Origin of the sequence: Panacagrimonas perspica (assembly GCF_004364935.1) — a bacterium.
GTDB lineage: Bacteria > Pseudomonadota > Gammaproteobacteria > Nevskiales > Nevskiaceae > Panacagrimonas > Panacagrimonas perspica.
The window spans coordinates 589,648-608,419 of sequence record NZ_SOBT01000009.1; the positions used below are offsets into that span (position 1 = coordinate 589,648).

18 protein-coding genes are annotated in these 18,772 nt (G+C 65.7%); 11 read left to right on the top strand and 7 right to left on the bottom strand.

Annotated elements, in window-relative coordinates:
- Positions 1 to 84: 84 nt before the first annotated feature.
- The 5 genes from DFR24_RS14185 to DFR24_RS14205 all read right to left on the bottom strand — a co-directional run bounded on the left by DFR24_RS14185 (position 85) and on the right by DFR24_RS14205 (position 5,200).
- Positions 85 to 1,644 carry an acyl-CoA synthetase gene (locus DFR24_RS14185; protein ID WP_133882051.1) on the bottom strand — a complete coding sequence of 520 codons (1,560 nt, stop codon included), beginning with the start codon at positions 1,642 to 1,644 and terminating at the stop codon, positions 85 to 87.
- 345 nt (positions 1,645 to 1,989) lie between these two features.
- On the bottom strand, positions 1,990 to 2,817 hold the full coding sequence (locus DFR24_RS14190; RefSeq protein ID WP_133882052.1) for an SDR family NAD(P)-dependent oxidoreductase: 828 nt from the start codon (positions 2,815 to 2,817) through the stop codon (positions 1,990 to 1,992).
- Between the two features lie 196 nt (positions 2,818 to 3,013).
- Positions 3,014 to 3,433 (bottom strand): MaoC/PaaZ C-terminal domain-containing protein, encoded by a 420-nt coding sequence (locus DFR24_RS14195; RefSeq protein WP_133882053.1) that lies wholly within the window; start codon positions 3,431 to 3,433, stop codon positions 3,014 to 3,016.
- A 19-nt stretch (positions 3,434 to 3,452) separates the two neighbouring features.
- The gene (locus DFR24_RS14200) at positions 3,453 to 3,893 is read right to left on the bottom strand and encodes a MaoC family dehydratase N-terminal domain-containing protein (protein WP_133882054.1); all 441 of its coding nucleotides are present in this window, start codon (positions 3,891 to 3,893) and stop codon (positions 3,453 to 3,455) included.
- A 119-nt stretch (positions 3,894 to 4,012) separates the two neighbouring features.
- Positions 4,013 to 5,200, bottom strand: coding sequence for a lipid-transfer protein (locus tag DFR24_RS14205; RefSeq protein ID WP_133882055.1), 1,188 nt, complete (start codon positions 5,198 to 5,200; stop codon positions 4,013 to 4,015).
- A gap of 125 nt (positions 5,201 to 5,325) precedes the next feature.
- On the opposite strand from DFR24_RS14205, the gene DFR24_RS14210 reads away from it, so the two are divergent.
- From DFR24_RS14210 to DFR24_RS14220, 3 genes are all read left to right on the top strand, one after another.
- Positions 5,326 to 6,354: an AraC family transcriptional regulator gene (locus DFR24_RS14210; RefSeq protein WP_133882056.1), complete on the top strand. Its 1,029-nt coding sequence runs from the start codon at positions 5,326 to 5,328 to the stop codon at positions 6,352 to 6,354.
- A 190-nt stretch (positions 6,355 to 6,544) separates the two neighbouring features.
- On the top strand, positions 6,545 to 7,276 hold the full coding sequence (locus DFR24_RS14215) for a sulfotransferase family protein (RefSeq protein WP_133882057.1): 732 nt from the start codon (positions 6,545 to 6,547) through the stop codon (positions 7,274 to 7,276).
- Between the two features lie 100 nt (positions 7,277 to 7,376).
- The gene (locus DFR24_RS14220) at positions 7,377 to 8,045 is read left to right on the top strand and encodes a haloacid dehalogenase type II (RefSeq protein ID WP_133882058.1); all 669 of its coding nucleotides are present in this window, start codon (positions 7,377 to 7,379) and stop codon (positions 8,043 to 8,045) included.
- Positions 8,046 to 8,105: 60 nt separating this feature from the next.
- Here DFR24_RS14220 and DFR24_RS14225 read toward each other — a convergent pair whose 3' ends face one another.
- Positions 8,106 to 9,290, bottom strand: a complete 1,185-nt coding sequence (locus DFR24_RS14225) for a benzoate/H(+) symporter BenE family transporter (RefSeq protein ID WP_133882059.1) — start codon at positions 9,288 to 9,290, stop codon at positions 8,106 to 8,108.
- Between the two features lie 256 nt (positions 9,291 to 9,546).
- On the opposite strand from DFR24_RS14225, the gene DFR24_RS14230 reads away from it, so the two are divergent.
- The 3 genes from DFR24_RS14230 to DFR24_RS14240 all read left to right on the top strand — a co-directional run bounded on the left by DFR24_RS14230 (position 9,547) and on the right by DFR24_RS14240 (position 12,100).
- Entirely contained in the window at positions 9,547 to 10,305 is a 759-nt protein-coding gene (locus tag DFR24_RS14230; protein WP_133882060.1) for a hypothetical protein, read from the top strand.
- Between the two features lie 673 nt (positions 10,306 to 10,978).
- Entirely contained in the window at positions 10,979 to 11,887 is a 909-nt protein-coding gene (locus tag DFR24_RS14235) for a fatty acid desaturase (protein WP_133882061.1), read from the top strand.
- Between the two features lie 48 nt (positions 11,888 to 11,935).
- Positions 11,936 to 12,100 (top strand): rubredoxin, encoded by a 165-nt coding sequence (locus tag DFR24_RS14240; RefSeq protein ID WP_133882062.1) that lies wholly within the window; start codon positions 11,936 to 11,938, stop codon positions 12,098 to 12,100.
- A 123-nt stretch (positions 12,101 to 12,223) separates the two neighbouring features.
- On the opposite strand, the gene DFR24_RS24960 is transcribed toward DFR24_RS14240, so the two are convergent.
- Complete coding sequence (locus tag DFR24_RS24960; protein WP_246051663.1) at positions 12,224 to 14,191, bottom strand: sigma-54-dependent Fis family transcriptional regulator; 1,968 nt, start codon at positions 14,189 to 14,191, stop codon at positions 12,224 to 12,226.
- Between the two features lie 333 nt (positions 14,192 to 14,524).
- Between DFR24_RS24960 and DFR24_RS14250 the strand changes: the two genes are divergently transcribed.
- From DFR24_RS14250 to DFR24_RS14270, 5 genes are all read left to right on the top strand, one after another.
- The gene (locus DFR24_RS14250) at positions 14,525 to 14,815 is read left to right on the top strand and encodes a phenol hydroxylase subunit (protein WP_246051664.1); all 291 of its coding nucleotides are present in this window, start codon (positions 14,525 to 14,527) and stop codon (positions 14,813 to 14,815) included.
- Positions 14,816 to 15,057: 242 nt separating this feature from the next.
- A complete protein-coding gene (locus DFR24_RS14255) occupies positions 15,058 to 16,053 on the top strand; it encodes an aromatic/alkene monooxygenase hydroxylase subunit beta (RefSeq protein WP_133882063.1) in 996 nt (331 codons plus the stop codon).
- 97 nt (positions 16,054 to 16,150) lie between these two features.
- Entirely contained in the window at positions 16,151 to 16,438 is a 288-nt protein-coding gene (locus DFR24_RS14260) for an MmoB/DmpM family protein (protein WP_133882064.1), read from the top strand.
- Positions 16,439 to 16,651: 213 nt separating this feature from the next.
- Positions 16,652 to 18,274, top strand: a complete 1,623-nt coding sequence (locus tag DFR24_RS14265) for a YHS domain-containing protein (protein ID WP_133882065.1) — start codon at positions 16,652 to 16,654, stop codon at positions 18,272 to 18,274.
- A 76-nt stretch (positions 18,275 to 18,350) separates the two neighbouring features.
- The gene (locus tag DFR24_RS14270) at positions 18,351 to 18,710 is read left to right on the top strand and encodes a phenol hydroxylase subunit P4 (protein WP_133882066.1); all 360 of its coding nucleotides are present in this window, start codon (positions 18,351 to 18,353) and stop codon (positions 18,708 to 18,710) included.
- The last annotated feature ends 62 nt before the right edge of the window (positions 18,711 to 18,772 follow it).

Here is an 18,772-nt window from a genome sequence, read left to right on the forward strand (position 1 = left end):
TAGCCCGGACGAAGTCCGGGGTTCCCGCTCGCTACGCGAGTGGCCGCGTCATTCCAGAGACATCCCGGACTTCGTCCGGGCTACTCAGCCGACGCGTCGCTCGCGCCCCGCCCAGTGCGGCTCGCGCAGCTTGTTCTTCAAAATCTTGCCGGCGCCCGACATCGGCAGCGCCTCCACCACCTGCATCGAGCGCGGCACCTTGTAGTTGGCGATGCGCTCCTTGCACTTGGCCTGCAACTCTTCGAGCGTGACGGCGGCGCCCGGCCGCAGCACGACGCAGGCGTGCACGAGTTCGCCCCAGCGATCGTCCGGAATCGCGATCACGGCGCACTGCAACACCGCCGGGTGCTGCGCCACCGCGTTCTCGACTTCCACCGAGTACACGTTCTCGCCGCCGGTGACGATCATGTCCTTCAGGCGATCGGCGATGAAGATGAACCCGTCGTCGTCCATGTAGGCGCCGTCACCGGTGAAATACCAGCCGTCGCGGATCGCGTTCCCGGTCTCCTTGGGCTTGTTCCAGTAGCCGAGCATCATCCCGGGCCCGCGCGTCGCGATCTCGCCGACCGTGCCGCGCGCCACCTCGTGGCCGTCCTCGTCGACGATCTTCGCGTCGCAGATCGAACAGGGCCTGCCGGCCGAGCGCACCTTGCCCAGCTTGCGCCCCTCGCCCGCGTGGTACTCGGCGCCCAGGATCGTCACCACGGGCGCCATCTCGGTCATGCCGTAGGCCTGCAGCATGTTGAGCCTGGGCATCAGCGCGAGCGCGCGATCGATCACCGCCTCGGCGATCGGCGAGCCGCCGTACATCAGCATCTGCAGGCTGGAGAGATCGCGCTCGCGCGCGGCCGGCGAATCCACCAGCATCTGGATCATCGTGGGCACCAGCAGCGCGGCGCTGACTTTCTCGCTCTCGATGACCGCGGCCACTTCATCGGGCTTGAACGCCGGCAGCATCACGTGCGTGGCGCCGCCCACGGCCAGCGCGCCCATGAACATGCCGTCGGCGAGATGGAACATCGGCGCCGCGTGCAGGCCCACCAGCTGGCCTATGTCGCCGACGTAGGCCGCGCTCAGCGCCAGCGCATTCGCATACAGCGCGCGATGCGGCAGCATCACGCCCTTCGGAAAACCGGTGGTGCCGCCGGTATAGAAGATGCCCGCCAGGTCCTCGCCCGCGCGCACGTGTTCTTCGGCGGGCGCGGTGCGTGAGATCAGATCGTCGTAGCGCAGCAGGCCCTCGGGCGTCGGCTCGTCGCCGCAGTGGATCAGCACCGACAGGCAGCTCGCCTGCGCGCGGATCTCGGCGAGCCTGGGCAGGAAGGCGTCGTCCACCAGCAGCACGCGCGTGTCGCAGTCCTGCAGCGAGTACGCGATCTCCGCCACGCTCCAGCGCGTGTTGCACGGGTTGACGACCGCGCCCGCCCACCACGTCGCGTAGTAGTACTCGAAGTAGCGGTCCGAGTTGAGCGACAGGATGCCGACGCGATCGCCCGTCGATACGCCCAGCGCACGCAGCGCGCCGGCCAGCCTCGCGACGCGATCGGTCGCCGTGGCGTAGTCGTGACGGCGCGCGCCGAAGATCGTCGCGAGCTTCTTCGGGTGGATGCGCACCGCGCGGTGCAGCGACTGCGTCAGGTACATGGCCAAAATCTCCTCGCTATTTATGGTCCCGATTCTTCTTCGGGACGCCGCGCATGGGAAGTCGGGCCGGCCCCGTAACACCCGTAGCCCGGACGAAGTCCGGGGTCCCGCCAGGGAAAAAGCAGCGCCTTCGCCGCGCGGAAACCGCTTCGCGACAACGAGCGTGGGTCCCGGACTTCGTCCGGGCTACGGGCTCAGGCTTCAAAAAGCCTGCCCCTCACCCCACACGATGAAGCCGCGCGGGGAGAGGGAGCACGACGGGCCGATTGTGGCCCCCATAGCCCGGGTGCAACCCGGGGTTCCGCTCGACTCCGGGAAAAAATCCCGGGTTTCACCCGGGCCACGTCAGACGCGGAACCCGCCTCCGCAAACAATCACTTCACCCGACACGTAATCCGACTCCGGATAGCACAGCATCGCCACCGCACCGGCGGCCTCTTCCGGCGTGCCGCCGCGACCGAGCGGGATCTGCGCTTCCATCATCTTGAGCAGGTCCGGATTCACGCCGGTCTTGATCTTGTTGCCCTCGATCTCGATGGACGACGAGCCATCCGCCGGCGCGCTGGTCAGGCGCGTATTGATCAGCCCGAACGCGACGCAATTGACGTTGACCTTGTAGCGGCCCCATTCCTTCGACAGCGCGCGCGTCACGCCGATGATGCCGGCCTTGGCCGCGGAATAATTCACCTGCCCCGCGTTGCCGCCGGTACCGGCGATCGACGAGATGTTGACGACCTTGCGATGCGTGGCCTTGCCTTCACCGGCTTCCTTCTTCGTGATGATGCGGAAGTACTCGCTGGCCGCGCGCAGGATGCGCATCGGCGCCGTCATGTGCACGTCGACCATCGCGTACCACTGCTCGTCGCTCATCTTCTGCAGCACGTTGTCCCAGGTGTAGCCGGCGTTGTTGATGATGATGTGCAGCCCGCCGAGCTGCTCGACGGCGGTCTTCACGAAGCGCTCCGCGAAGTCCGGCGCGGTCACGCTACCGACGCAGGCCACCGCCTTGCCGCCCGCAGCAGTGATGCGCGCCACCGTCTCTTCGGCCGGGCCGGCGTCGAGATCGTTGATAACCACGCTCGCGCCTTCCGCCACCAGCTTCAATGCCACCGCCTGCCCGATGCCGCGTCCCGATCCGCTGACGATCGCTACTTTTCCGTCCAGCTTGCCCATGTCGTTCTCCTGATTTCTTCGTTTGATAGTGTGAAAGCGGCCTCGATTCCCGGGCGCTTTCACCGCAAAGGCGCAAAGGGAAAAGAAAGAACGCAGAGGAAAGACAAGAAATAAAAACCTTTGCGACCTTTCTTTTCCCTTTGCGCCTTTGCGGTAAATGACCCTCTGGGCGCGACCGGGCCGAACCCCGCCGACGCTAATCCAGCGCCACCAGCGCCTCGCCCTGGATCTTCGATTCGCCGTAATGGTTGCGCATCTCGATCTGCACGCGCGCACGCGTCTCGCCGTCCTGCTCGAGGACTTCGAGCACCTTGCCGTTGAGCACCGGGGCGTTGCCCAGGTGCGTGATGGCGCCGAAGCGCACGTCGAAACGTCGCAGCTTCGATTGCGGCTGCCACGCGGTGACGAGGCGGCCGACCCAGGCCATGCCGAGCATGCCGTGCGCGAACACGTCGTTCATGCCGGCGCGGCGCGCGAAGTCGAGATCGATGTGGATCGGGTTGTGATCGCCGGAGGCGCCGGCGAACAGCGCGAGCGTCGCGCGATCGATCGGCGGCAGCTTCAGCTCGGGCAGTGCGTCGCCCACGCTCACGGAAGATTTCTTCGTCGTCGTCATGTCGTTCGTTCCTTAGCTCTCAATTGCGCACGACGATGACGCTGCGCAGCTCGGCCACGCGCTCACCGGCCGCGTTGCGCGCTTCGCTGGTCTTGACGATGAATTCCAGCGCGCCGTTCTTCTTGTCGAAGATGTCGGCGATGCGCGACTGCACGGTGATGGTCTCGCCGGCGCAGGCCGGGCGGTAGTACGTGAAGCCCTGCTCGCCGTGCAGGATCTTCGCGATCGGCACTTTCAGGTCGGCGAGCAGCCGGTCGAGGATGCCGCCGTCGAGTTCGGCGCCGAACAGGAACGTCGGCGGCGCCGGCAGGTCCGCGTAGCCGGCACGCTTCGCGGCCTCGACGTCGGTGTAGACCGGGTCGGTCTCGCCGATGGCCTTCGCGAAGAAGCGCAGGCGTCCGCGCTCCAGGGTCATGCTCACGGCGGGCAGTTCCTGCCCGATCCAGCTGCGATCGATCATGTGTGTCGCGCTCCTCGTCTTTCTTATCGTGGTCCAGTGCACGCAGAACGTAGCCCGGACGAAGTCCGGGATGCCGGCCGGTCTGCGAGAAAAGCCCCGGACTTCGTCCGGGCTACGGGTCACACCGCTTCGTACAAGGTCACCACGCACGCGCCGCCCAAGCCGAGGTTGTGCTGCAACGCCAAGCGCGCACCGTCGACCTGCCGTGCACCCGCCTGCCCGCGCAACTGCTGGACCAGCTCGGTGCACTGCGCCAGGCCCGTCGCGCCCAGCGGATGGCCCTTCGACAGCAAGCCGCCCGACGGATTGACGACGTAACGCCCGCCGTAGGTGTTGTCGCCGTCCTCGACGAACTTCTCCGCGCCGCCCTCGGGGCACAGGCCGAGCGACTCGTAGCTGATCAGCTCGTTCTGCGCGAAGCAGTCGTGCAGCTCGACCACCTGGATGTCCTTCGGGCCGACGCCCGCGGCCTCGTAGACTTTCTTCGCGGCGTTCTTGGCCATCGTGAAGCCGACGACCTCGCGCATGTCGCGCGCCTCGAACGTCGCCGTGGTGTCGGTGGTCATCGCCTGCGCCTTGATGCGCACGCCGGCGTTGATGCCATGGCGCTTGGCGAAGGCCTCCGTGCACAGGATCGCCGCACCCGCGCCACAAGTCGGCGGGCAGGCCATCAGGCGCGTCATCACGCCGGGCCACACGGCCGGCGAGTTCATGACGTCCTCGGCGGTGATCACGTCGCGGAACAGTGCGACCGGATTCTTCGACGCGTGACGGCTGGCCTTCGCGCGGATCTTGGCGAAGGTCTCCAGCCGCGTGCCGTACTGCTGCATGTGCGCCTGCCCCGCGCCGCCGAAGTAGCGCAGCGCCAGCGGCACCTCGCTGTGACCGACCAGCGCCTGCGTGGCCTCGTCAAAGCGATCGAACGGGCTCGGTCGATCGTTGAACTGGCTGCCGATGGCGCCGCGGTTCATCTGCTCGAAGCCCAGCGCCAGCACGCACTCGGCCTGGCCGCTGGCGATGGCCGCGTTGGCGAGATACAGCGCCGTGGAGCCGGTGGAGCAGTTGTTGTTGACGTTCACGACCGGGATGCCGGTCATGCCCACTTCGTACAGCGCGCGCTGGCCGGCGGTGGAGTCACCGTAGACGTAGCCGACGAAGGCCTGCTCGATCTTCGCGTAGGCCAGACCGCCCGCATCGGCGAGCGCCGCATGCACCGCCTTCGCGGCCATCACCGGATAGGGTTCGCTCGCGCCGGGTTTGGAAAACGGGACGAGGCCAACACCGGCGACGATCACTTTCTCAGCCATCTGGATTCCACCTTTTTCTGGGTTTGGGCAGACTGCCCGGGGACGTCGACGATGTTCCGCGCCGCGGCCGGCATGCACCATGTCGGCAGACCTCATTCGACTTGCACAATCCATCATCCCGACCGGTGTCCACGCCCTCGCCCGACGCGCCTGTCGCCGTCCCCGCCGTGTTCGTGCACGAGGCCCTGGCCGGCGTGCGCGAGCAGGGCCACGACACCGCGGCGCTGCTGGTGGCCGCCGGCATCGACCCGGACCTGCCGCTGGATCGTGACCACCACGTCAGCGCCACGCAGTACGCGCGCCTGCTGCGCCGCGCGATGGCCGCGCTCAACGACGAGACAATGGGCCTGTTCTCGCGCAAGCTGCGCGGCGGCAGTTTCGCGCTGATGGCATCCGCCGCGTTGCACGGCGGCGGCACGCTCGTCGATGCGCTCGACCAGTTCCTGCGCTCGCTCGGCCTGATGCAGGACGACCTCGTGCCGATGCTGGAGGACGACGGCCGTCACGTGCGCGTGATCCTGCGCTTCGCCACGGCCTCGGTCGCTGCGCGGCCGTTCGTGCACGGCCTGCTGCTGCGACTGATGTGGCGCCTGATGAGCTGGCTCGACACCGGCAAGCTGCGCGCCGAGCGCGTGGAGCTGGCGTTTGCGAAGCCGGCGCACGGCGACTTCTACCTCAACATCTTTCCGACCGAGCTGGTGTTCGGCGCCGCGCACTCTGCGCTCTGGTTCCAGTCCGCACGCATGCAGGGCCCGGTCCGTCGCGACACCAGTGCGCTCGCCGACTACCTGCAGAAGGCCGTGCTCGACATGGTCATTCCCGTCGTCGCGTCCGCGCGGTACGGCGATCGCGTGCGTGCGCACCTGCAGCTCGAGCACACGCGGCTCGGGCAGTGGCAGGACCTGGAGCAGACCGCGAGCGCGCTGCACTGCTCGGCGAGTTCGCTGCAGCGGCATCTGGCCAGGGAACAGGCCTCGTTCCAGAGCATTCGCGATCATCTGCGGCGTGATTGGGCGATCTACCGGTTGCAGACCAGCGTGGTGACGACGCTCGCGCTGGCGCAGGAACTCGGTTTCTCGGATGAGGCGAGTTTCCAGCGTGCATTCAAGCGCTGGACCGGGCATCCGCCGGGGAAGCTTCGCAGACGGCCGTAGCCCGGGTGAAACCCGGGACCCTCGCCCGTATTGCGAGGGGAACCCCGGACTGCGTCCGGGCTACGGGCGCTGCGTAACCCGGACGCAGTCCGGGGCTTTTCTCTCATTTCCGCGAACCGCTCTTGCTAGGATCCAACGCAACCACGCGCACGCAGATGCGCCGCGTTCCATCGAAACGGGGAAATCGCTCATGCCGCTCAAAGTCATCGGCGTCGGCTTCGGCCGCACCGGCACGGAGTCGCTGTACACCGCGCTCAACCAGGTGGGGCTGCCCTGCTACCACATGTACGAAGTGCTGAATAACAAGGCCAACAAATCCCACCTCGACTTCTGGTTGAAGGTGGCGCGCGCGGCGCCCGGCACCCCGTTCGATTGGGAACGCGAGGTCTTCTCCCGCTACGCCGCTGCCGTCGACAACCCCGCCTGCGTGCCCTGGCGCGAACTGATGGCCGCGTATCCCGACGCCAAGCTGATCCTGACCACGCATCCGAAGGGACCGGACGCGTGGTGGGAGAGCACGATGGACACGATCTACTTCACCGAGAACACCTGGGCGTTCAAGGTCCTCGAGGCCGTGACGCCGTTCGGCCGCAAGTTCGGCGAGATGGCGCGCAAGCTGATCTGGCAGCGTGGACACCAGGGCACGATGGCGGATCGCGCGAAGGCGGTTGCCTACTACCAGCAGCACATCGAGACGATTCGTCGCGAGGTGCCGGCCGACAAACTGTTGGAGTTCAGGGTGACCGAGGGCTGGGGTCCGTTGTGCCGGTTCCTCGCGATTCTGGAACCGCAGACACCGTTCCCCAACGTCAACAGCCGCGAGCAGTTCCAGAAGATCAAGCGCGGGATGGCGATGGGGGCGTATGTGATTTTGGGAGTGGCCGCCGCGGCGATCGCGGGCGTGGTTTATCTCCTCACGTAGCCCGGACGAAGTCCGGGGTTCCCCTCGCAAAACGAGCGGGAATCCCGGACTTCGTCCGGGCTACGGGGTCGTCCTCACTCAATAAACACACGTCCACTCCATGCCCCTCCACGACATCGACGCCTGCGTCTTCGACGCCTACGGCACGCTGCTCGACTTCAACTCCGCCGCCGCGCAGGCCGCTGATGTTCTCGGTGATCGGGCTGCGCCGCTGTCGGAGCTGTGGCGCGCCAAGCAGGTGCAATACACCTGGCTGCGCTCGCTGATGGACGCCTACGTACCGTTCTGGCAGGTCACCGGCGAGGCGCTGGATTTCGCGCTCGATACGCTGGGCATTCGCACACCGGGTCTTCGCGACCGGTTGATGGGCCTGTACCGCGAGCTCGCGCCGTTTCCCGATGTCGTCGACACGCTGACGAAGCTGCGCGGCAAGGGACTGCGAACCGCCATTCTCACCAATGGCTCGCAGGAGATGATCGACGCCGGGTGTCGTCATGCAGGCATCGCTTCGCTGTTCGACGCGATCCTGTCGGTCGAAGACGTCGGCATCTACAAGCCGCATCCGCGCGTGTACCAGCTCGCGGTGGATCGGCTCGGCGTCGCGGCCGAACGCATCGCGTTCATCTCGTCGAACGGATGGGATGCCGCGGGTGCGGCGCAGTTCGGGTTCCAGGTGGTGTGGTGCAACCGGTATGCGCAGCGGGCCGAGCGCTTGCCGACGCCGCCGGCGGTGGAGATCACGACGCTCAGGGAATTGGCGCTCCCGTAGCCCGGACGAAGTCCGGGGTTCCCCTCGCAATACGGACGAGGATCCCGGACTTCGTCCGGGCTACGGGCGCTTCATGACGATCAACGTCGCGACACCCGCCACCAAGCCCCAAAACGCCGACCCCACCCCCGCGATCGAAACCCCCGACGCCGTCACCAGAAACGTCACCAGCGCTGCCTCGCGCCCCGCACCTTCCTCCCGCAACGCCGCCGCCAGGCTGTTGCCGATGGTCCCCAGCAACGCGATGCCGGCGATCGCCACGACCAGCTCCTGCGGGAACGCCGCGAACAGGGCCACGACGGTGGCCGCGAACAGGCCGACGAGCAGGTAGAAGATGCCCGCCGCCATCGCCGCCACGTAGCGCCGCGCCGGATCCTCGTGCGCCTCGCGCCCCATGCAGATGGCCGCCGTGATCGCGGCCAGGTTCAGCGCGAAGCCTCCGAACGGCGCCAGCAGCAGGTTCGCGAACCCGGTCCAGCCGATCACCTGTGACACCGGCACCGAGTAGCCCGACGCGCGGATCGCCGCGACACCCGGCACGTTCTGCGACGCCATGGTCACGATGAACAGCGGCACCGCGACGCCGACCAGCGCCGCCCACGAGAACGTCGGCACCACGAGTACGGGATGCGCGAGTTCCAAGGTCAGCGCATCCGTGTGCAGCAGCCCCTTGCCCGCCGCCACCACGATGCCCGCCACCAAGGTCGCGATGACCGCGTAGCGCGGCAGCCAGCGCCGCGACAACAGGTAGGTGACGAACATGGCCAGCACCAGCACGAGCTGCGTCTGCATCGCCGCGAACGCCTCCAGGCCGAAACGCAGCAGCACGCCCGCGAGCATTCCCGAAGCCAGTGACACCGGGATGCGGCCGATCATGCGTTCGAACACGCCGGAGAATCCTGCGGCCGTGATCATCAGCGCCGAGATCACGAATGCGCCGATGAAGTCCGACAACGGCAGTCCGGCCGACGCGGCGCCGATCAGCATCGCGGAGCCCGGTGTCGACCACGCGGTGACCACGGGCACGCGATAGCGCAACGACAGGCCGACGGCCGTGAAGGCCAGGCCGACGCCGAGCGCGAGCATCCACGAGGCGGTCTGGGCGGGCGTCGCACCGATCGCCTGTGCACCCTGGAACAGGATCGCGGCGGAACTGGTGAAGCCGACGAGGACCGTGACGAAGCCGGCGGCGATGGCGGAAGCCGATGCGTCGCGCAGCAGGGAGCGTGGGGCGGGGTCTGTCATGGGCCTGCGTCATGCGGGAGTACGTCTGTCGAGACGGAGCGTACCGGCTTGCGACGCGTCACCGAAGGGAAATCAAGGCCGTCCGCGCTGAATTTCAGAACAGCACACCACAATAGGAAGCCGTGCGGCGCGCCATGAATCGCGAGGCTCGAGCCAAGGCGCGGCGCGATGGGACGCATGTGACAATGACCCTCGCCTTGCTCGCACGGCTCTGCTGCGATTCGACGGGCGATCATCCAGACTCAAGGCGTTCACCATGATCGAGACCCTCATGCGTCCACTGTCGATTCGAACCTTGCTTCCCTCACTGGGCTCGACGCTGCTGCTGATGATGAGTGGCCTTTGCATCGGCTCCGCACAGGCACAGGATGTCTTCGGCATGTTGGAAGCCCATGCCGCCATGAGCGCCCAGGCGCAGTACGCAGCGGACGCGCACTCCCGCTACAGCAGCCGATACGACGACAACGATCGCGGCTCGAGCAGTCGTCCGGCGCCGCGCAAGCTGTCGCCGGAAGAATTGAAGGAGCTCGAAGACTATTCGAAGAAAAAACAGGCGGAAGAGGACGCCAAGTACCAACGCTGGCTCAATGGAAGCTGGGACTTCTTCCAGAGCCGTGAACCAGCGGAACCCGGCGAGTGGTGCACCGCGATGTATCAGAACCGCGATGGCATCATCGCGCTGAGCGGATTCGACAAGAGTTGGGACGGCGCCCTGCTGATGTTCACCGGCGAGAAGATCCCGCAGCCGCGCAAATTCCGCGAGATCACAGCCACGCTCACGCAGACCGGCGACGCGCCCGCCAAAGTGCAGGTCTACAACTACGCGCGCGATCCCCGGATGCACAAGTTCGGCACCTTGGTGTTCGCGGTGCCGACGATGAAGGCGGCTCTTGCGGGGATGACCGACGAACTGGAGTTCGCGATCGCCATTGACGACAAGGAAGTCTTTCGCATGGCGTGGAAGGAAGGGCTGAAGGCGGCCGACGAACTGCGCAAGTGCGTTCGCAAGCGCTGACGTAGCCCGGGTGAAACCCGGGACGGCGTGCGCTCGGGATGCGGCAACAACCTCGGGTTGCACCTGGACTACGGTGGCGGAGTTGGTCTTTGGTCGTGAACATCGGGACCTCCACCCAAAGAAGAGAGCACGCCGATCTCGGGAAAGCCCCGGACTTCGTCCGGGCTACGCGACGTAGCGACGTAGCCCGGACGAAGTCCGGGACCGCGTGGCGCCCGGCATGCGGCGACAGCCCCGGGTTGCACCCGGGCTACGCGCGTAGAACCTCGGGAACTCCACCCCCAAAGCGAGCACCCCGGACTGCGTCCGGGCTACGCGGTGGCGGGTATCCGGTCGATGACGCGAACGGCGTGACGCGCCTGAAATGGGGGATTCACCCCCTCGCCGATGCCGTTTCCAATCCGCTTTTCACGCGGCAGGACGGCCACCCACACCCGGGCCCGGACCCGTCCAAAGGTTGGGTCGGAAGCCAGGGCCTTGGGTTGTAGTAGGGGTCACGTGCAGCATGGATGGAGCAATGGCGCGTTGGGACAAGACACCGTCCAGCGCCCCGCCATGATCACCATCTTCTGCAACACCCGAACGAACACCCGTCTGGCATCAAGCAAGAAAGAAGCGCCCGCAGCGGCGCGATCCAGCCGGTCACGAGACGAAAAAGAACGAGGAGCATCCGATGGCCATCCATGTCCCCACCCAGATCGCGCAGAGCCTGGACCCGGCGCGCGGGGCCGAGCTGAAGACGCTGACCTCGGCGCCGCCGGTGGCCTGGCCGACGGTGCTCACCTCGGCGCTGATGACGGCGATCTACATCGCGTCGATCTACCTGGCCGTGAAGGGGCATATCCCGATGTGGGTGGGCATGCTCATCAACGCGTCCATCGGGTACCTGACTTTCACCGTCGTTCACGACTCGCTGCATCGCAGCATCAGCCAGAACATCCGGCTCAACGACATCATCGGTCAGAGCGCCGTGTTCATGATCACGCCCTACGTCGACCTGCGCCTGTTCCGATGGGGCCACATCCTCCATCACCGGTTCACCAGCGGCACGAAGGATCCGGACTACATCCTGCACGGCGCCTGGTGGACGCTTCCGTTCCGCTGGATGGCCATCGATGCCCTGTACCTGGTCCATGCCATCCGTCACAGCGACAAGGTTTCAGGCAAGTACCTGAAGAGCTCGATGGCGATGGCCGCGCTCACGTTCACCGTGGCCGGCGTGCTGACCTGGATGGGTTACGGATGGGAAGTGCTGATGCTGTGGTTCATTCCGTCGCGGCTGATCTTCCTGTCGCTCGGCTTCAGCTTCTTCTGGCTGCCGCACGTGCCGCACGACACGACGCAGGAAGACAATTTCACGAAAGCCACCACCGTCCGCCTCGGCATGGAATGGCTGATGGCGCCGCTGCTGCAGAACCACCACGTGCACCTGATCCATCACCTGTATCCGGGCACGCCGTTCTACAACAACGCCAAGGTCTGGCGGCTGATCGAACCCGAACTGCGCCGCCGCGACCTCGCGATCCAGCACGGACTCGCCATCCACCCGGTGATCTACGCGGCCGGCGAAGGCGCGGCTTAAAGTAGAAAAATAAAGAAAAGACCCACCTGCACGGAAGGGGAATCCGCCATGCGTCGTTATCGATGCCGTTACTGCTCGCACGTCTACGACGAGCGCCTGGGCGATCCGGATAGCGGCATCGCGCCGGGCACCCGGTTCGAGGACATTCCAGATGATTGGCAGTGCCCGGAGTGTGGGGCCAGCAAGGCGGATTACGATTTGATCGAGGCTTGAGGTCGGGGGCTTCCGCGGGGGTGGACGGCGAACCGGGTTATGAAGGTTCGGCCTTTGAGGGCGTGGCTTATCTGAGTCGCAGGTTCGCGAGCCCGGCCCAGACGGTCGCCTGCGGTATCCATTTCAGCTGCATCTTGCCTTCTGCCGATACACCAACTGCGCCCTCGTCATCCCCAACATCCTCGCCGCCGCCGCCAGATTTCCCTTCGCACTCCGCACCGCACTCTGCACCAACGCATCCTCGATCTCTTCAAGTGACGTCACGCCGTTCTCGTCGCCCCCCACCCCCGCCAGCAGCTGCGTGATCTTGCTCCGCACTCGACCCATTCGATCCGGGTCCACCTCGGCCGCGATCGCCGCACTCTCCTTCCGACCCGCTGAAGACTTCGCGGCCGCGGAAGACGAAGACCCGGCCCCTGCCCGCCGCAACATCCCTCCCGCCCCCACGCTCAAATGACTCGACTCCACCTGCTCGCCACCGGCGAACAGGTGCACCGAATCGATGGCGCCGCCGTCCGGGGCCAGGATCACGCCGCGTTCGACGACGTTCTCCAGCTCGCGGATGTTGCCGGGCCAGTGGTAGCTGAGCATGTGGTCGATGGCGCGGCCGGTGAAGCCGGCGGCGCTGCGGTTGTGCATGCGGCAGAACTTGCGCAGGAAGTGGTTCATGAAGACCGGGATGTCTTCCAGGCGGTCGCGCAGCGCGGGCACCTTGATGGGGAACACGTTCAAGCGGAAGAACAGGTCTTCGCGGAAACGGCCCTGCTTCACTTCTTCGATGAGGTCGAGGTTAGTGGCGGCAATCACGCGCACGTCCACCTTGATGGTCTTGCTGCCGCCGACGCGTTCGACTTCGCGTTCCTGCAGCGCACGCAGCAGCTTGCCCTGGGCGGTGTTACTGAGAATTCCGATCTCGTCGAGGAACAGGGTGCCGCCCTCGGCGCGCTCGAAGCGGCCGGCGCGCGAGTGCGTGGCGCCGGTGAAGGCGCCGCGCTCCACACCGAACAGTTCGGACTCGACGAGGTTCTCGGGGATGGCGGCGCAGTTGATGGCGATGAACGCGCCTTCGCCTCGGGGGCTGATGCGATGCAGGCTGCGTGCGAGCACTTCCTTGCCGACGCCGCTCTCGCCGAGGAACAGGACCGTCGCGCGCGTGTCGGCCACTCTCCGGATCTTGTGGCAGACGGCGTTGAAGCCGGCGGAGACGCCGACGACGTCTTCGGCGCCGAAGGGGAGGACGGGGGCGTCGGGTAGCGGCTCGAGCTGGCTCGGCGAAATGTCGGATGCGGAGGTTGGGGATCTGTTCTTCGCGTCCGGTCCCTTGTTGGCTCCGGTGGGGGCGTGTGTCCCGGACTTCGTCCGGGCTACGGTGGGTTTCACCCGGGCGACGGGGGCCATTCCGCCGGTGAGCGGGTCGGCGCGAAGGAATCGCAGATCGCTCTCGGCTTCATCGACCCATTCCTCCGCAGGCTTGCCGACGATGCGGCAGTGGTCGTGGCCCTGGGCCTTGCACTCGACTTCGCGGAACAGGATGGGCTTGCCCATGAAACGGCTGATGAAGCCGGAGGCGTAGCCGATCTGCATCCAGCACGCGGGCTCGGCACCCAGGCCGTAGATGCGGATGTGCTCCTCGGCCTCGCTGGATCCCTGCCAGATGTACTCGCCGTGATAGACGCCGGTTTCCTCGTCGACGTCGGTGCGCACCGGGATGACGGTGCCCACGCCTTCGAGCATGTGCAGCTGCGGTCCGACGTGGATCATGTCCACCGCGCCGCTGTCGCGACGCAGCTTGCGGGCGAGGTGCGCGTCGTGGGCGCCGGAGTTGTAGCCGATGCGCGTGAGCAGGCCGCGTGCGCGTTCCACGCCCAGGCTCTCGATGAGCTCGCGCCGCAGCACGCCGAACCCCGAGGCATGCATCAGCAGCATGCGCTGATCGTCCAGCCAGATATGGCCGTCCTCGGGCGAGAAGTGGATGCGATCGACGATGTCGGTGTTGTCCGGCATCGGCAGGCCGGTGCCGCTCGGGCCCTTGGGCCGCTGGGTGGCGAGCAGGGCGCGTGTCGGGGTGTTGGGTGGGGGCGGCGAGGCCATCGGAAGAGGCGGGTTCTGGCTTGCGAGGGGCGAGCATAGGCCCGGCTTTTCCGGAAAGCTTGCTGCGGCGCACCATCGAATTTGATTCATTCGACGTCAGAAGCGACTGTCTGGAGTGAATCAAATGATTCATTTATTCGTGGTTCGCGATCGGCGACTCGGGTTCACCGTTGCGATGCTCCGAGACGTCGCCCATTGCAAACAGTGGCTTGCCGCGGATTCGCGCCCGCCCTGCCCCGCTTCGGCGCATGTGGCACGGCCGGTGCTCTATGGGCGAACACCAGCGCCGCGGATTTCAAAGCGGCCTCAACGCATGCCACCGGAGGAGATCCGTTGCCCAAGCCGGCAGCCACACGGCGCGACCATGTCGCGACCCCGCTGCTCGACCCGCTCGACGGGCGGGCTCGCTACGTCCGCTTCCACCGCATCACCGACCGCGGCTTCGTGGAGTTCGCGTTCGGCGTGGGCAGCCCGGAGCTGATGGCCGAACTGATCATGCCGCTGGAGGCGTATCGCGAGTTCTGCCGGGTCAACCAGGTCGTCTATCTCACGCGTGAGGAAGAGGCGGCAATGGATGAGGACCAGGCGAAGTGGCGGTATGGGGCGCCGGGGGTGACGGAGTGAGCGCGTTGGGTCTTCGAGCGCAGGGCGGCTCGGCTCCGCCTCGCCCCTCACCCGCGCTGCGCGCGACCTCTCCCGGGGGGAGAGGTGAATGTAGCCCGGGTGCAACCCGGGTTGCCGGTTCGTTGATGGAAGGTTTGCGTAGCCCGGACGAAGTCCGGGACGGGTCCTGATGGTCGAGCGCAATCCCGGACTTCGTCCGGGCTACGGTTTTGATTTGAATAGCGACGCGAGGAGCAAGACACATGACGGTTGAAATCCGCACCACCGGCGTCAAGCCGATCCGCAACACTTTCGAACACCTGGCCAAGCGTTTCGGCGACAAGAACGCCACGCGCTACCAGGAGATCGCGTACGACATCCAGCCGCTGGTGAACTTCCACTACAAGCCGCTGTGGGATCCGACGCGCGATCTGTACGACGTGCGTCGCACCGCCGTCGTGATGAAGGACTGGTACGCGCTGAAGGATCCGCGCCAGTACTACTACGGCGCCTACACGATCACGCGCGCCAAGCAGCAGGACGCGCTGGACCGCCAGCTCGAGTTCGTCGAGAAGCGCGAGCTCCTGCGCGTGCTGCCGGCCGCCGCGCGCCAGCAGCTCGTCAAGACGCTGGTGCCTCTGCGTCACTACGAGTTCGGCGCCAACATGAACAACTCGCACATGGCGGGTTACGGCTTCGGCACGATCTACACCCAGGCCGCGATGATGAATTGCATGGATCGCCTGGGCATGGCGCAGCACCTGTCGCGCATCGGCCTGCTCACCGACGGCAACACCGGCGAGTCGCTGACCGAAGGCAAGCGCCAGTGGATGGAGGAAGCCGCGTGGCAGGGCGTGCGCCGCGAGGTCGAGCACCTGTTCGTGACGCGCGACTGGTTCGAGCTGCACGTGGCGCAGAACCTCGTCGCCGACAGCCTCGTCTACCCGCTGTTCTACCAGCACTTCGACGCCGCCTTCGCGGCGCAGAACGGCTCGGCGCTGTCGTCGCTGACGGACTACCTGATGCGCTGGTATGACGAGACGTCGCGCTGGGTGGACGCCATCGTCAAGACCGCCGCGGCGGAGAGCCCGGAGAACGCCAAGCTGATTTCCGAGTGGACCGTGAAGTGGCGCGACATCTGGGTGGCGGCGCTCGAGCCGGCAGCCGCAGCGGCGCTCGGCGACAAGGCCGCCGATGTGCTGGCCGCGGTGGTGGCAGCGTTCAACACGAAGGCCGGCAAACTCGGCCTGAAACTCTGACCGTAGGGTGGGCAAACGGCTTTTCGTTTGCCCACGCGGTCGTCGACAACCAACGCGTGGGCAGGTGCCCACCCTACGCAAAACGCAGGACACCCATATGGCCACGAACAGCACGCAGCCCGTCTTCATCGCGTTCCAGGACAACAACGACACGCGTCCGATCATCGACGCGATCATGGCGGACAACCCCAACGCCAAGCTCAACGAGATGCCGGCGCTGGTGAAGATCGATTGCCCGGGACGCCTCGTCGTCAAGCGCGAGACGATCTCGGAACACGCGGGACGCGATTTCGACCTGCGCGAGATCTACATCAACCTGATCTCGCTTGCGGGCGAGGTGGACGAGAGCGAGGACGAGTTCGTGCTCGAGTGGAAGTCGCGGTAGGCAGCAGCTCTTCGTCGAAGTAGAGACATAGAACAGGGTCATTTACCGCAAAGGCGCAAAGGAAAAAGAAAGGTCGCAGAGGATTGGGGATGAAGGGCGCAAGCCATCAACCTTTTCTTTTGTCTTTCTTTGCGTCCTTTCTTTTTCCTTTGCGCCTTTGCGGTGAAGACCTCATCGAACCACTGGCAATACGACGTTACGCAGGAGACACCCATGGCCGCCGACGGAAATACCAAGCCGCCCAAGAAGCTCAGCCTCAAGGAAAACTACGCGATGCTCACGCGTGGCCTGGACTGGGAGCCCACGTACGAGAAGAAGGAAGACATCTTCCAGAAGATCGACTTCGAGGGCATCAAGATCCACGACTGGGACAAGTGGGAAGACCCGTTCCGGCTGACGATGGACGCCTACTGGAAGTACCAGGGCGAGAAGGAGCGAAAGCTCTACGCGATCATCGATGCGTTCCAGCAGGGCAACGGCCAGTTCAACGTCACCGACGCGCGCTACGTGCAGGCGCTCAAGGTCTTCCTGAACGGCATCGTGGAACTGGAGTACGCCTCGCACCGCGGCTTCTGCATGCTGGGCCGCGAATTTCCGGGCGCCGGCCCGCGCATCGCCGCGCAGATGCAAAGCATCGACGAGCTGCGTCACGCCACGACGCAGATCCACGCGATCAGCCAGTACAACAAGTACTTCGAGGGGATGGAGAACTTCCCCTACCAGTTCGACCGCGTCTGGTACCTGTCGATTCCGAAGAGCTTCTTCGAGGACGCCTGCACCTCGGGGCCGTTCGAGTTCATCGTGGCGATCTCGTTCGCCTTCGAGTACGTGCTCACCAACCTCGCGTTCATGCCGTGGATGAGCGGCGCGGCGTTCAACGGCGACATGAGCACCGTGAGCTTCGGCTTCTCGGCGCAGTCCGACGAGGCGCGCCACATGACGCTGGGCATCGAGGTCATCAAGTTCCTGCTCGAGCAGGACCCGGCCAACGTGGCGCTCGTGCAGAAGTGGATCGACAAGTGGTTCTGGCGCGGCTACCGCCTGCTGGCCCTGCTCGCCACGATGATGGATTACATCCTGCCCAAGCGCGTCATGAGCTGGGGCGAGGCCTGGACGATCTACTACGAGGAGAACGGCGGCGCGCTGTTCGCCGACCTCGCGCGCTACGGCATCAAGCCGCCGAAGTACGCCGACGTCACGATCAAGGAGAAGGGCCGCGTCAGCCACGAGATGTGGAGCGTGTTCTACGCCAACCGCAATGCGCTGGGCTTCGGCATCTGGCTGCCGTCCGAGGAGGAGATGGACTGGTTCTCCGAGAAGTACCCGGACACCTTCGACAAGTACTACCGGCCGCGCTACGAGTACTGGCGCCAGCTCGAGGCCGAGGGCAAGCCGTTCACCTGCAAGGTGCTGCCGCAGCTGTGCCAGACCTGCCAGTGGCCCTGCCTCTACACCGAGGCTGACGACGCCACCGAGTTCGTGCACCGCGAGTCCGACTACAAGGGCGAGATCTTTCATTTCTGCTCGGACGGCTGCAAGGACATCTTCGACGACGAGCCGGAGAAGTTCGTGCACGCCTGGATGCCGGTGAACCAGATCTACCAGGGCAACTGCTTCCTGCCCGGCGTGGATCCGACGGCGCCGGACTTCAACCCGATGGCCGAGGCGCTCAAGTTCATGGGCCTCAAGCCGGGCGTGGACGGCGGCCTGTTCAAGGAGCACCTCGACGCCAAGCGCTGGGAGCAGTGGACGTCGCGGCCGGCGAACATCCACGAGGGTGCGTACACGGATTCGGTGCGCAGCACCGAGACGCCGACGCCGCGAGCGAAGCCGTAGCCCGGACGAAGTCCGGGGTTTTTCTCACCGACGAACAAAAAGCCCCGGATTTCGTCCGGGCTACAGGAGCAGATCGATGCCCACCAAGGCGATGACGCCGGACTACCACGGCGATTTCCAGGACACGCAGGACAAGTATCACGGCCAGCAGCTGATCAGCGTCTGCTGGGAGAAGCACACGATGTTCGGCTGGCCGATGTGCCTCCCGGTGCCGCCCGACATGCCGTTCGCAGGGCTGCTGCAGAACGTGCTGCCGATGATCTATTCCGATCATCCCGACTTCGCGAAGATCGAGTGGGACAAGGTGCAGTGGTCCACGTCGGCCGGTCCGTTCACGCCGGACCCGGCGAAGTCGATCAAGGAGCACGGCATCCGGCACAAGCAGCAGATCCGGTTTCGCACGCCGGGGCTCGACGGATACAACGGAGCAGGCTGACCCGTAGCCCGGACGTTGAATTTCGTGAAGCGAAAGAGCCGGGATGCCAGTCGTTGAATGGA